The sequence below is a fragment of the Kitasatospora purpeofusca genome (assembly GCF_034043715.1).
GTDB lineage: Bacteria > Actinomycetota > Actinomycetes > Streptomycetales > Streptomycetaceae > Kitasatospora > Kitasatospora purpeofusca_A.
Genome location: NZ_JAXCLC010000025.1, coordinates 12,580 through 26,046, shown reverse-complemented (window position 1 = coordinate 26,046; position 13,467 = coordinate 12,580). Strand labels below are relative to the sequence as shown.

Annotated in this window: 10 protein-coding genes; 7 read left to right on the top strand and 3 right to left on the bottom strand. The window is 72.1% G+C overall.

Translation table 11 applies throughout. From position 1 onward, the window contains the following. The first annotated feature begins 87 nt into the window (after positions 1–87). The 4 genes from SM793_RS15135 (at position 88) to SM793_RS15120 (ending at position 5,268) form a co-directional block, all read left to right on the top strand. The gene (locus tag SM793_RS15135; RefSeq protein WP_320438698.1) at positions 88–2,010 is read left to right on the top strand and encodes a RiPP maturation radical SAM C-methyltransferase; all 1,923 of its coding nucleotides are present in this window, start codon (positions 88–90) and stop codon (positions 2,008–2,010) included. After that, positions 1,991–2,665, top strand: coding sequence for a DUF5825 family protein (locus SM793_RS15130; protein WP_320438697.1), 675 nt, complete (start codon positions 1,991–1,993; stop codon positions 2,663–2,665). The genes SM793_RS15135 and SM793_RS15130 overlap by 20 nt, the downstream gene beginning before the upstream one ends. A gap of 91 nt (positions 2,666–2,756) precedes the next feature. After that, positions 2,757–3,956: a cytochrome P450 gene (locus tag SM793_RS15125; protein ID WP_320438696.1), complete on the top strand. Its 1,200-nt coding sequence runs from the start codon at positions 2,757–2,759 to the stop codon at positions 3,954–3,956. Then, positions 3,949–5,268 carry an MFS transporter gene (locus SM793_RS15120; RefSeq protein WP_320438695.1) on the top strand — a complete coding sequence of 440 codons (1,320 nt, stop codon included), beginning with the start codon at positions 3,949–3,951 and terminating at the stop codon, positions 5,266–5,268. Before SM793_RS15125 ends, SM793_RS15120 begins: the two co-directional genes overlap by 8 nt. Before the next feature lie 205 nt (positions 5,269–5,473). On the opposite strand, the gene mmsB is transcribed toward SM793_RS15120, so the two are convergent. The 3 genes from mmsB to chvE all read right to left on the bottom strand — a co-directional run bounded on the left by mmsB (position 5,474) and on the right by chvE (position 9,481). Next, the gene (mmsB, locus tag SM793_RS15115) at positions 5,474–6,709 is read right to left on the bottom strand and encodes a multiple monosaccharide ABC transporter permease (protein ID WP_320438694.1); all 1,236 of its coding nucleotides are present in this window, start codon (positions 6,707–6,709) and stop codon (positions 5,474–5,476) included. A 3-nt stretch (positions 6,710–6,712) separates the two neighbouring features. Next, on the bottom strand, positions 6,713–8,260 hold the full coding sequence (gene mmsA, locus SM793_RS15110; RefSeq protein WP_320438693.1) for a multiple monosaccharide ABC transporter ATP-binding protein: 1,548 nt from the start codon (positions 8,258–8,260) through the stop codon (positions 6,713–6,715). A 126-nt stretch (positions 8,261–8,386) separates the two neighbouring features. Beyond that, positions 8,387–9,481: a multiple monosaccharide ABC transporter substrate-binding protein gene (chvE, locus tag SM793_RS15105; protein ID WP_320438692.1), complete on the bottom strand. Its 1,095-nt coding sequence runs from the start codon at positions 9,479–9,481 to the stop codon at positions 8,387–8,389. 305 nt (positions 9,482–9,786) lie between these two features. Between chvE and SM793_RS15100 the strand changes: the two genes are divergently transcribed. The 3 genes from SM793_RS15100 (at position 9,787) to SM793_RS15090 (ending at position 13,462) form a co-directional block, all read left to right on the top strand. Further along, on the top strand, positions 9,787–10,818 hold the full coding sequence (locus SM793_RS15100; protein ID WP_320438691.1) for a LacI family DNA-binding transcriptional regulator: 1,032 nt from the start codon (positions 9,787–9,789) through the stop codon (positions 10,816–10,818). Positions 10,819–11,096: 278 nt separating this feature from the next. Beyond that, on the top strand, positions 11,097–12,794 hold the full coding sequence (locus SM793_RS15095) for a ribulokinase (protein WP_320438690.1): 1,698 nt from the start codon (positions 11,097–11,099) through the stop codon (positions 12,792–12,794). Beyond that, the gene (locus tag SM793_RS15090; protein ID WP_320438689.1) at positions 12,791–13,462 is read left to right on the top strand and encodes an L-ribulose-5-phosphate 4-epimerase; all 672 of its coding nucleotides are present in this window, start codon (positions 12,791–12,793) and stop codon (positions 13,460–13,462) included. Before SM793_RS15095 ends, SM793_RS15090 begins: the two co-directional genes overlap by 4 nt. Positions 13,463–13,467 lie beyond the last annotated feature (5 nt).

The following is a 13,467-nucleotide window of genomic DNA, read 5'->3' as shown; positions in this document are numbered from 1 at the left end:
GCGCCTCGGCGCTCCGGAGCGACACCCCGTCCGCCGCCCGGGTCCACGGCCCCCGCCCACCGTCCGCGCACGACAGAAGTGGCCATCATGCGTATCGTCCTGCTGCACATGCCCTGGGGTGCGATCGACGTGCCGTCGCTGGCGCTCGGGATCCTGCACACCGCCGCCGCCCGCGCCGGCCACGAGGTCGAAGTGCGGTACGCCAACCTGGACTTCGTGGACTGGGCGGCCGAGACCGCCGGGTTCGGCGTGAACGACTACGAGTACTTCTCCGAGAAGTCCTACTTCCAGGGCGCGGGCGACTGGGCGTTCGCCGGCGCGCTGTACGGTGACGACGACCCGGCTTCCGGGGCCGGTGCCACGGGCGGCGCCGACTCCGAGCGCTACTTCGAGTACCTGGCCGCCAACGGCGCGAGCGAGCAGGAGATGGCCCTCACCCGGGCCACCCGCGCGATCGCCCCCGAGTTCATCGCGCGACTGGTCGGGGAACTCGCCGCCGACCCGCCGGACCTGGTCGGCTTCACCACCACCTTCCAGCAGAACACGGCGAGCCTCGCCGCCGCGCGGCTCCTCAAGCAGCGGTGCCCGCAGGTGCGCACGGTGTTCGGCGGCGCGAACTGCGACGGCCCGCAGGGTGCCGCGCTGCACCGCAACTTCCCCTTCCTGGACTACGTGGTGCGCGGCGAGGGCGAGGCGGCCTTCCCGGCGCTGCTGGCGGGCGGCGACCTCGCGGCCGTCCCCGGCCTGTGCTGGCGGGACGAGTCGGGGAAGTCGACGGCCAACGGGATGTCGACGCGCCCGCTGCCGCCCGCTGCGATCCTGACCCCACGCTACGACGGCTTCTACGAGCGGCTGGACGCCTCCGTCGCGGCCGGCTGGGTCGACCCCAAGCTCGTCCTCGAAGGCTCCCGGGGCTGCTGGTGGGGGGAGAAGCACCACTGCACCTTCTGCGGTCTCAACGGCTCCTCGATGGAGTTCCGCTCCAAGCCGCCGGCGGACTTCCTCGCCGAGGTGCTCACCCTCGCCGAGCGCCACCAGCTGCTGGACGTCTACGTGGTCGACAACATCCTGGACATGGGCTACTTCGACACCGTCCTGAAGTCGCTGGCGGAACTGCCCGTCGACCTGCGGCTGCACTTCGAGATCAAGGCGAATCTGCGCCGCCACCAGTTCCAGCTCCTCGGCGACTCCGGCGCGGCCCAGGTGCAGCCCGGCATCGAGAACCTGAGCACCCGGGTCCTGAAGATCATGGACAAGGGGGTGACGGGCTGCCAGAACGTCCGGGCGCTGCGCGACGCGCAGAGCGCGGGCGTCTCGGTGACCTGGAACTACCTCTACGGCTTCCCGGGCGAGCAGCCGGACGACTACGAGTCGGTGATCCGCCAACTGCCCGTGCTGCACCACCTGGACCCGCCGACCGGCGCCGGGCGGATCGCGATCGAGCGGTTCAGCCCGTACTTCGACCGCCCGGAACTGGGCTTCGCGATCACCCGCCCGGCCTTCCAGTACCGCGCGACCTACCGGCTGCCGGAGAGCGAACTCGCCGAACTGGCCTATGTCTTCACCGCGCCGCCGCGGGGGATCGGCGGGGAGGTCGCGGAGCGGCTGGGCGCGGCGGTGGACACCTGGCTCGCCCGGTTCCCCGACAGCCGGCTCACCTACCGGGAGGCGGGCGGGCGGATCGTGCTCGTCAACACCCGGCCCGGGTACGACTGGAGGGTGGTCGAGCTGACCGACCCGGTGGACATCGCGGCCTTCCGGCTGCTGGGCCAGCCCCGCTCGCCCGCCACGCTGGCCGCGAAGCTCCCCGGCGGTGCGGCGGCGGTCGAACCGGTGCTGGCACGGTTCACCGCGCTGGGCCTGCTGTTCCACGACGGGGACAGCTACCTCCAGGTCGCCGTCGAGTCCGACAACCAGGTGCTGATGCGGATGCGGCACCGGCACGGCCCCGCCGCCGTCCGTCCCCGCACCGCGACCGAGGAGGTGCTGGATGCCGTCCCGATCGGCTGAGCGGACCGACGCCGGGGTGTGGCGCGAGGCCGGCCCGGAGGCCGAGCTCTGGCTCGACTACGACCCCGCCGTCCGGGAGCTGCCGGGCATCGGGCTCGGCCGCCGGACCCTGACCGGACCGGCGGGGGCGGAGGTCACCGAGCTGCACCGGGCCGGGGTCCGCTGCCTGCGGCTGACCGAGCCGGTGCGGCTGTGCGCCGACGCGCCGGCGGCCTCGGCGCGGGCCCTGATGCTGCTGCGCGAGGCGACCGGGCAGGGGCTGGCCGTGCTCTGGCACGCGGTCTGCACCGACGGCTGCGCGCAGCGGCGTCGCTTCCACCACCTGTTCCCGCCGGAGGAGTTGACCGGCGCGGCGGCGGAGGTCGCCGCCGACTGGCGCGCGAGCTACTTCCCGAGCAAGTGCGTCTACCGGCGCGGCCCCGGCTTCGTCGAGGTGCGCGACCGCCGCTTCGGGACGCTGGAGCTGTTCACCATCGACGAGCCCGGCCACCTGGCCCGACTGGACGAGCTGGCCGAGGGCGTCGAGGTCGGGCTGCTCCCCGAGGCCGTCCACCGGGATCTGACCGAGGCCGGTCTGATCGCCGAACAGGCCGGGCGGGCCTGGTTCCTGCCCATGAGGGTGCGCCGCTGGCCCTTCCCGTCCCTGACCGTCTGACCGTCTTGACCGTCCGACCAGCCAGGCCGGCCCGACCCGGTCCGGCCTGTCCGACCCGCCCGACCCGCCCGACCCGTCCGAGGAGAGAAGCATGAGCACCGCGGTCGACGACGCCGCCGCGCGGATGTCCGCGTTCATCCGCGACCCCTACCCCACGCTGGCCCGGATCCGCGAGGCCGGCGCGGTCTCCGTCGTGGAGTTCGGCGAGGGCCTGCCGGTCTACCTGGTGACGCGGTACGAGGACGTCCGGACCGCGCTGATGGACCCGCGGTTCGGACAGGACGTCCGCCGCAGCCAGGCCATCGCGAGCGGACGGGGCGCCGGCCTGACCCTCGGTTCGGACGTCGTCCACATGCTCAACAGCGACCCGCCGGACCACACCAGGCTGCGCCGGCTGATCCAGGGCGTCTTCACCCGCCGTCGGGTGGACCTGATGCGGCCGCTGGTCGAGCGCATCTCCGGCGGACTGCTGGACGGGCTGCGCGGGCGGGGGACGGCCGACCTGGTGACGGACTTCGCCTTCCCGCTGCCGATCATGGTCATCTGCGAGCTGCTGGGCTTCCCCCCGGAGGACATGAAGGACTTCCGCACCTGGTCGACGGCGATCCTGACCCAGGGCGGCGAAATGACCTTCGACCAGGCCACCGGCGAACTCAACGACTACCTGCGGGAGTTGATGAAGGCCCGGCGCTCGTCCCCGCGCACCGACATCCTCACCGACCTGGTCCAGGCCAGCGACGCCGGTGAACTCACCGAGCGGGAGGTGTTCTCGATGGTCTTCCTGCTGCTGATCGGCGGCCACGAGACCACCGTCAACCTGCTCGGCACCGCCACCCTGGCCCTGCTCCACCACCCGGACCAACTGGCCTGGCTGCGCGCGAACCCGGCGGCGATGCCGGTCGCGATCGACGAGTTCCTGCGCTACGAGTCCCCGGTGAGCATGGCCACGATGCGGTTCACCAACGCCGAGGTGACGGTCGACGACGTGGAGATCCCGGCGGACGAGCTGGTCCTGCTCTCGCTGGGCGCGGCCAACCGGGACCCGGCCCGCTTCACCGACCCGGACCGGCTGGTCCTGGACCGGAACGACCCGGGTCACCTGGCCTTCGGCCAGGGCCTGCACCGGTGCCTCGGCTCGTTCCTCGGCAAGCTGGAGAGCGAGGTGGCGCTGACCGGCCTGCTGGAGCGCTTCACCCGGATCGAGCTGGCCGCCGCGGAGGAGACCCTGCCCTGGCGCAACACGATCATGCTGCGTGGTCTGGAGTCGCTCCCGGTCTCGCTCGATGGCTAGCAGCACGGGCACGGGCGGCAGCACGGGCACGGGCGGCGGCCCGAAGCCGGGCGGCGGTACCGGCACGGACAGCGCCCCGAAGCCGGGGGGACTGCTGCGCTTCCGCCCCCGGATCGGCCTCGCGCCGCTGCGCTCGCGCGGCTACCGGCTGCTGGTGATCGGCCAGGGCACCTCGGAGTTCGGCAACGCGTTCCAACTGGTCGCCCTGCCGCTGCTGGTCCACTCCCTCGGCGGCGGCGCCCGCCAGTTGAGCCTGGTGGTCGCCGCCTACGGCGCGGGACGGCTGGCCGCGACCCCGCTCGGCGGGATGTTCGCCGACCGGTTCGGCGCCTGGCGGGTGATGATGACCGCCGACCTCGGCCGGCTGCTCGCCACCGCCGGGCTGTGCGCGACCGCCGCCGGCGGTGCGGGGAACTTCTGGCTGATCGGCACGCTCGCGCTGCTGATCGGCCTCGGGGCGGGGGTGTTCCTGCCGGCCGCCTGGGCGGTCACCCCGACCCTGCTGCCCGCCGAGGACCTGCACGCGGGCAACGCGCTCAACAGCACGGTGACCTTCGGCGCCGGCCTGCTCGGTCCCGCGGCGGCCGGCCCCCTGGTCGCCTGGCTGAACCCGGCCGTCGCCCTGGGCCTGGACGCGGCGACCTTCGCCGTGTCGGCGGTGACGCTGCTGCTGATCGGTCGCGGCAGCCTGGTCGCAGCACCCCGCCCGATCTCCGAACGGGCCTCCGTGCCGAGGAACTTCCGCGCCCTGCTGCGGGAGTCGCCGCTGCTGCGCGCGGTGCTGACGGTGACGGTGATCGCGAACCTGACGGTCGGCGGCGCCACCAGGGTCGCCCTGCCGACCCTGGCCACCGACGGCTTCGCCGCCGGAGCCGTCGGCCTCGGTCTGCTGCTGGCCGCCTTCACCGGCGGGGCGCTGGTCGGCGGCCTGTTCGCGGCCGGTCTCACGGCGGTGCGCTCGCGAGGCCGCACGGCCATGCTCTCCGGCCTGGTGATGGGCGCGGCGATCGGCCTGGTGCCGTTCACCGGACTCGTCGGCGCGGTGCTGCTGCTCGTCGTCGCCGGGGGCGCCGGCACGGTGACCAACGTCCTGGTCGTCACCGGCATTCAGAAGAGCACCCCGCCCGTCCTCCTGGCCCGGGTGATGGCGGCGGTCACCTTCTGCGGGCTGGGCGTCTTCCCGGTCTCCGTGATCGCGGCCGGTGCGGCGGTCGACGCCTTCGGGAGCAGCGGCGTCCTCGCCACCACCGGCCTCTGCCTGCTCGGTGCCTTCGGCTACGCCCTGACCCGGCCCGAGATCCGCGATCTGTGAGCCCGGCCCACCGCCCTCAGCAGGCGCAGGAGACGCCCGGGCGCGGGGCCGTCAGGTCGTCGACCGGCCGCCGCTCGGTGCCGTCGGCCGTCTCGAAGCCGAAGCCGAAGCCGAAGCCGAAGGCGAAGCCGGGCACGGTGCCGAAGCACCGTGCCCGGCTGTCTCCGCCTCCGCCGCGGCGGGGCCAGGATCCGGTGCGGTCGGGTCAGGATCCGGCGCGGCGCTTGTTGTAGACGTCGAAGCCGACGGCCGCGAGCAGCACCAGGCCCTTGATCACCTGCTGGTAGTCGGTGCCGACGCCGACCAGCGACATGCCGTTGTTCAGCACGCCCAGGACCAGGCCGCCGATGATCGCGCCGAGGACGGTGCCCACCCCGCCGCTGGCGGAGGCGCCGCCGATGAACGCGGCGGCGATCGCCTCCAGTTCGAAGTTGATGCCGGCCTGCGGTGTGCCGGCGTTGAGGCGCGCGGCGAAGACCATGCCCGCGAGCGCCGCGAGGACGCCCATGTTGGTGAAGGCGAGGAAGACCACCCGCTTGCTCTTCACCCCGGACAGCTTGGCCGCCGGCTCGTTCCCGCCGACGGCGTAGGTGTGCCGTCCGATGATCGAGTTGCGCATCAGGTAGCCGAAGCCGACCAGCAGGGCGCCGAGGATCAGCAGCACGATCGGCACGCCGCGGTAGCTGGCCAGCAGCAGGGTGAAGACCAGCACGGCCGCGGTGATCACGGCGAGCTTGGCCAGGAACAGCCCGAGCGGGAGCAGCTCCAGCCCGTACGAGGCGGCCTGCCGCCGGCCGCGCACCTCCTGGAGCACCGCGACGGCCAGCACCGCGAGGCCCAGCAGCAGGGTGAGGTTGTGGTAGTCGGTGTGCGGTCCGACCTCGGGGAGGAAGCCGCTGCTGATGCTCTGGAAGCCCTTGGGGAACGGGGCCACCGACTGGCCCTGGAGGATGATCTGGGTGCCGCCGCGGAACAGCAGCATGCCCGCCAGGGTGACGATGAACGACGGGATCCCCAGGTAGGCGATCCAGAAGCCCTGCCAGGCGCCGGCGAGGGCGCCGATCACCAGCGCGACCGCCATGGCCACGGGCCACGACACCTGGTGGTCGACCATCATCACCGCGGCGGCGGCCCCGACGAAGGCGGCCAGGGAGCCGACCGAGAGGTCGATGTGCCCGGCGATGATGACGATCATCATGCCGATCGCCAGGATGAGGATGTAGCCGTTCTGCTGGATCAGGTTGGTGATGTTGAGCGGCTGGAGCAGGATGCCGTCCGTCCAGACCTGGAACAGCAGGACGATCAGCGCGAGCGCGATCAGCATGCCGTACTGGCGCACGTTGCCGCGCAGCGCGCGGGCCAGCACGCCGCCGACGGAGGGGCTCGGGCCGGCCTGCGGTGCCTTGGTGGACGAATCCGGGATGATCTCGGTCGGGGCCATGCCTCACACCTGCTCGTTGCTGGATGCGGTGCTCATGGTCATGAGCCGCATGAGGGATTCCTGGGTGGCGTCGGCGCGGGCCACCTCGCCGCTGATCCGGCCTTCGGCCATGGTGTAGATCCGGTCGCACAGGCCCAGGAGCTCGGGGAGTTCGGACGAGATGACGAGCACGGCGCGGCCCTGGGCGGCGAGTTCGGCGATGACGGTGTAGATCTCCGCCTTCGCGCCGATGTCGATGCCGCGGGTGGGCTCGTCGAGGATCAGCACCTCCGGCTCGGCGAAGATCCACTTGCTCAGGACGACCTTCTGCTGGTTGCCGCCGCTGAGCGTGCCGGTCCGGGTGAACACCGTAGGGGCCTTGATGTTCATGGTCCGCCTGAACGACTCGGCGACCCGGGTCTCCTCGTGCCGGTCGACCCGGCCGTACCGGGCGACCTTGCCGAGCGCGCTCAGCGAGATGTTCCGGCTGATGTCGTCGAGGAGGTTGAGGCCGAGCCGCTTGCGGTCCTCGGTGACGTACGCGATGCCGTGCCCGATCGTCTCCGGCACCGTCCGGGTGCGGATCTCCCGGCCGTGCAGCAGTACCCGGCCGGCGGTCCGGCGCCCGTAGGAGCGGCCGAAGACGCTCATCGCCAGCTCGGTGCGCCCGGCCCCCATCAGTCCGGCGATGCCGACGATCTCGCCGCGCCGTACGTTCAGCGAGGCCCCGTCCACCACCGTGCGCTGCTGGTCGACGGGGTGCCGGACGGTCCAGTCCTGGATCTCGAAGGCGACCTCGCCGATGTCCCGGGTGCGCTCCGGGTAGCGGTGCTCCAGGTCGCGGCCGACCATGCAGCGGATGATCCGGTCCTCGGAGATGCCCTCGGAGCCGATCGCGATGGTCTCGATGGTCCGCCCGTCGCGCAGGATGGTGACGGAGTCGGCGACCCGGGCGATCTCGTTCAGCTTGTGGGAGATGATGATGCAGGCGATGCCCTGCGCCTTGAGTTCGAGGATCAGGTCGAGCAGCTTGCGGCTGTCCTCGTCGTTCAGCGCGGCGGTCGGCTCGTCCAGGATGAGCAGCTTCACCTTCTTGGCGAGCGCTTTGGCGATCTCGACCAACTGCTGCTTGCCCACGCCGAGGTCGACGACCCTCGTGTGCGGGCTCTCGTCGAGGCCGACCTGGCGGAGCAGCTCGGCGGCGTGGGTGAGCGTCCGGTGCCAGCTGATGACGCCCCGGACGGCGTGCTCGTTGCCGAGGAAGATGTTCTCGGCGATGGACAGGTACGGCACCAGCGCCAGTTCCTGGTGGATGATGACGATTCCGCGCTGCTCGCTGGCCCGGATGTCCTTGAACCGGCAGGGCTCGCCCTCGAAGAGGATCTCGCCCTCGTAGCCGCCGTGCGGGTGGACCCCGCTGAGCACCTTCATCAGGGTGGACTTGCCGGCGCCGTTCTCGCCGCAGACGGCGTGCACCTCGCCGGCGGCGACGGTCAGGTTCACGGCGGAGAGCGCCTTGACGCCGGGGAACGACTTGCTGATCGACCGCATTTCGAGCACGGGTCCAGCCATGGGTTGCGCGTCCGTATCGTTCGGGGCGGTGCGGTGCGGGAGCCGCGGGCTCCCGGGCCCTCGTCGGAGGAACCCGGCCGCCGCACCGCCGGTTCGGCACAGGGCCCGCCGAGCGGGCCCCGCGGGCTACTTGAGCTGGTCCGCGGTGTACTGGCCGCCGTCGACCAGGACCGTCCGGTAGTTGTCCTTGTCGACGCTGACCGGCTGGAGCAGCTGCGCCGGGACGGTCTTGACGCCGTTGTCGTACTGGGTGGTGTCGTTGACCTCGGGCTTGCCCCCGGTCAGCAGCGCGTCGCCCATCTGGACCGTGACCTTGGCCAGTTGGCGGGTGTCCTTGTAGACGGTCTGGGTCTGCTCGCCCGCGATGACGGACTTCACCGAGGCCAGCTCCGCGTCCTGGCCGGTGACGACGGGAAGCGACTTCCCGCTGCCGTAGCCGACGCCCTTCAACGAGGAGATGATGCCGATCGAGATGCCGTCGTACGGCGAGAGGACGGCGTCGAGGTGCGCGGAGGTGTAGGACTTGCTCGACAGGTTGTCCATCCGGGACTGGGCGACCCCGCCGTCCCAGCGCAGGGTCGCGACCTGGTTGAACTCGGTCTGGCCGCTCTGCACGACCAGCTTCTTCTCGTCGAGGTACGGCTTGAGGACGCTCATCGTGCCCTTGAAGAAGAAGGTGGCGTTGTTGTCGTCCGGCGAGCCGGCGAACAGCTCGATGTTGAACGGGCCCTTGCCGTCCTTGAGGCCGAGCTTGTCGACGATGTAGCCGCCCTGGAGGACGCCGACCTTGTAGTTGTCGAAGGTCGCGTAGTAGTCCACGTTGGCCGTGCCGCGGATCAGCCGGTCGTAGGAGATCACCGGGATGTGGGCGTCGGCGGCCTTCTGCAGCACGTTGGTGAGGGAGGAGCCGTCGATGGCGGCGATCACCAGCAGCCTGGCGCCCTTGGTGATCATGTTCTCCAGCTGGGAGACCTGGTTCTCCACCACGTTGTCGCCGTACTGCAGGTCGGTCCGGTAGCCCTTGGCCCGGAACTCCTTGACCATGTTGTCGCCGTCGTTGATCCAGCGCTCCGACGCCTTGGTCGGCATGGCGATGCCGATCAGGCCGCCCTTGGCGTCCCCCTTGGCCGCGCCGTACCCGACGCCGTTGGCACTCTGGCCGCAGGCCGCCAACGAGAGCACCAGGCCCGCGCCGACAAGGCCGGCCGAAATCTTCCGCACAGTTCCTCCAGTGATGTTCCGCGACCGGTACAGAGCGCCTCCTGACTGGGCGACTGGGAGCGGTCGGGCGGGGCCGGCCGGGAGTGGTCCCTCGAACTGCGGAAAGTCGGGGCGGCGAGGCTCCGGCCTGGCGTGACAAGAGTGTTAACGCTCACAATCGAACCGTCAAGAGCCTTGGACCACGGTTCGGTGCCCGATCTGCCGAAGTCTCGGCGGGCGAGCGGTTCCCGGTCGGATCCCGTGGGCCGCGCTCCGGTTCGGAGCCGGTCGCGTACTGTGGCCCAAAATCAAGGAGGGAGCTTCTCGTGGGAACCGAGGACACCGGGACGGAGCAGCGCCAGCCCGTCATGGCGGACGTGGCCAAACTGGCGGGGGTGTCCCACCAGACGGTGTCCCGGGTGCTCAACGGCGCCCCGCACGTGCGGCCCGACACCCGGGACCGGGTGCTGGCCGCCATACGGGAACTCGACTACCGGCCCAACTCCGCCGCCCGCGCCCTGGTCACCCGCCGGTCGCAGACCCTGGGGGTGGTGAGCTTCGACTCGACCCTCTACGGTCCCGCCGCGATGCTGGACGGCATCGAGCGGGCCGCGCGCGGCGCCGGGTACTTCGTCAGCGTGACCAGCCTGCGCTCGCTCGACGGCCGTTCGGTCCAGGAGGCCGTCGACCGGCTGCGCGACCAGGGGGTGGACGGCATCGTCGTGATCGCGCCGCAGACCTCCGCCGTCAGCGCGGTGGCCCGGATCTCCAGCTCCGTGCCGCTGGTCGCGGTCGGCTCGGGCAACCAGGCCCAGGTGCCCATGGTCTCGGTGGGCAACCGCTCGGGCGCCGAGGCCGCCGCCCGGCACCTGCTGGACCTGGGGCACCGCACCGTGCACCACCTGGCGGGCCCGGCCAACTGGCTGGAGAGCCAGGACCGGGAGGAGGGCTGGCGCCGCACGCTGGAGCAGGCGGGAGCCCCGGTGCCGAGCGTCGAGCGGGGTGACTGGAGCGCACGGTCCGGCTACCGGGCGGGCCTGCGGATCGCGGAGCTGAGCGACGTCACGGCCGTGTTCTGCGCGAACGACCAGATGGCCCTCGGCCTGCTGTGCGCGCTCCACGAGACCGGCCGCCCGATCCCCGGTGACATCAGCGTGGTCGGGTTCGACGACATCCCCGAGGCCGCCTACTTCACCCCGCCGCTGACCACGGTGCGGCAGGACTTCGGCGAGCTCGGCCGCCGCGCCCTGGAGCTGCTCGTCGAGGAGTTGGGGGGCCTCGCGCACGCCGGCACCCACGACTTCATCGCGCCGGAACTGGTGCTGCGCCGCAGCTCGGGTCCGGCCGTCCGCCGCTGAGCCGACGCCACGTCACGCCGGACCTGATCCGGCGCGGACGATTCCTTGACAGGTCGATTGTTAGCGCTAACAATTCCTGTGAGCGTTGACAGGACGCCTCCCGCTCCGTCGGCGGGCGCGGGCACCCGCTTCTCCGCGCCCGCCGGCGGCCACTCGTTCCGACCTCTTGAGGGAGAGGCGAGGAACGGCCCCCGCCGCCGGTGCGCTCCACCCGCCCGGACCGGATCCGCACCGGCGGCGGGCGACCACGCCGCCCCACGAACGATGAGGAAACGACCGTGATCCCTGCCGCCCCGGACCCGGAGTCCGCGAGATACGTCGTCGGCGTCGACTTCGGCACCCTCTCCGGCCGCGCCGTGGTCGTCCGCGTGCGCGACGGCGAGGAGGTCGGCACCGCCGTCCACCACTACCCGCACGCGGTCATCGAGCGCGAACTGCCCGGCACCGGCCGCCCGCTCCCGCCCGACTGGGCGCTGCAGCACCCCGCCGACTGGCGCGAGGTGCTGCGCACCGCCGTCCCGGCCGCGCTCGCCGCATCCGGCGTCGACCCCGCCGACGTCATCGGCATCGCCACCGACTTCACCGCCTGCACCGTCCTGCCGACACTCGCCGACGGAACCCCGCTCGCGGAGACGGCCGCGTGGGCCGAACGCCCGCACGCCTGGCCCAAGCTCTGGAAGCACCACGCCGCCCAGGGCCAGGCGGACCGGATCAACGCCCTCGCGCACGCCCGGGGCGAGAAGTGGATCGCCCGGTACGGCGGCCGGATCTCCGCCGAGTGGCAGTACGCCAAGGCGCTCCAGGTCCTGGAGGAGGACCCGGCCGCGTACGCCGCGTGCGAACGCTGGATCGAGGCCGCCGACTGGATCGTCTGGCAGCTCACCGGCACCGAGAGCCGCAACACGTGCACCGCCGGGTACAAGGGCATCCACCAGGACGGCGGGTATCCGAGCGAGGACTACCTCGCCGCGCTCCACCCGGACTTCGCCGACTTCGCCCGCACCCGTCTGGAGCACCCGCTCTCCCCGCTCGGCTCCCGGGTCGGCTCGCTCACCGCGCGCGCGGCGGAGTGGACCGGACTCCCCGAGGGCATCGCCGTGGCCGCCGGCAACGTCGACGCCCACGTCGCCGCGCCCGCCGCCCAGGCCGTCGAGAACGGCCGGCTCCTCGCCATCATGGGCACCTCCACCTGCCACGTCGTCAACGGCGCCACCCTCGCCGACGTCCCCGGCATCTGCGGCGTGGTCGAGGACGGCATCGTCGCCGGCGCCTACGGCTACGAGGCCGGTCAGAGCGCCGTCGGCGACATCTTCGCCTGGTGGCTGCGCCAGGGCGTGCCCGCCGACTACCTGGCCGAGGCCGAGGCGAACGGCGAGGACCTGCACCAGCTGCTCAGCCGCAAGAGCGCCGACCAACCCGTCGGCGCGCACGGCCTCGTGGCACTCGACTGGATGAACGGCAACCGCTCCACCCTGGTCGACCACCACCTCTCCGGCGTGATCGTCGGCCTCACCCTCGCCACCCGCCCCGAGGAGGTCTACCGCGCCCTGCTGGAGGCCACCGCCTTCGGCACCCGCGTCATCGTCGAGGCCCTGGAGCAGGGCGGCGTCCCCGTCACCGAGTTCGTCGTCACCGGCGGACTCAAGAAGAACGCCCTGCTGATGCGGATCCACGCCGACGTGCTGCGCCGCCCGGTCTCGGTCGCCGAGTCCGAGCAGGGCCCGGCGCTCGGCTCGGCGATCCACGCCGCCGTCGCCGCCGGCGCGTACCCGGACGTGCGGACCGCGTCCGCCGCGATGGGCCGGGTGGACCGGGGCGCCTACCAGCCGGACCCGGCCGCCGCCGACGCGTACGACCGGCTCTTCGCCGAGTACCGCGCACTGCACGACCACTTCGGCCTCGGCGCCGACAAGCTCCTGCACCGCCTGCGCGACCTCCGCAACGCCGCCCTGACCACGACCAGTGAGGCCCCGTGAACGCCACCACCGACCGGATCCGCCGCCAGGTCAGCGACCTGCACCACCAACTCGTCCGCTACGGGCTGGTGGTGTGGACCGCGGGCAACGTCTCCGGCCGCGTCCCCGGCGAGGAGCTGTTCGTGATCAAGCCGAGCGGCGTCCCCTACGACGAGCTGACGCCCGGGAACATGATCCTCTGCGATCTGGACGGGAACGTGGTGGAGGGCGAACACGCGCCCTCCTCCGACACCGCCGCGCACGCGTACGTCTACCGCCACCTGCCCGAGGTCGGGGGAGTGGTCCACACCCACTCCACCTACGCCTGCGCCTGGGCGGCCCGCGGCGAGGCCGTACCCTGCGTCCTCACCGCGATGGCCGACGAGTTCGGCGCCGAGATCCCGGTCGGCCCCTTCGCCCTGATCGGCGACGACTCGATCGGCCGGGGCATCGTGGAGACCCTCCGGGGGCACCGCTCGCCCGCCGTGCTGATGCAGAGCCACGGCGTCTTCACCATCGGCAGGGACGCCGAGGCCGCGGTCAAGGCCGCCGTGATGTGCGAGGACGTGGCCCGCACCGTCCACCTCTCCCGCCAGCTCGGCGAGCCGCTGCCGATCGCCCAGGCCGACATCGACCGCCTGAACCACCGCTACCAGAACGTCTACGGCCAGAAGTCCGTGGACCGGTAAAGGAG

What these genes read in the sequence shown, in the direction of transcription:
- mmsA (WP_320438693.1), bottom strand. Translation starts at nt 8,260, where the DNA reads ATGGCTGGACCCGTGCTCGAAATGCGGTCGATCAGCAAGTCGTTCCCC.
- SM793_RS15130 (WP_320438697.1), top strand. Translation starts at nt 1,991, where the DNA reads ATGCCGTCCCGATCGGCTGAGCGGACCGACGCCGGGGTGTGGCGCGAG.
- mmsB (WP_320438694.1), bottom strand. Translation starts at nt 6,709, where the DNA reads ATGGCCCCGACCGAGATCATCCCGGATTCGTCCACCAAGGCACCGCAG.
- SM793_RS15125 (WP_320438696.1), top strand. Translation starts at nt 2,757, where the DNA reads ATGAGCACCGCGGTCGACGACGCCGCCGCGCGGATGTCCGCGTTCATC.
- SM793_RS15135 (WP_320438698.1), top strand. Translation starts at nt 88, where the DNA reads ATGCGTATCGTCCTGCTGCACATGCCCTGGGGTGCGATCGACGTGCCG.
- SM793_RS15120 (WP_320438695.1), top strand. Translation starts at nt 3,949, where the DNA reads ATGGCTAGCAGCACGGGCACGGGCGGCAGCACGGGCACGGGCGGCGGC.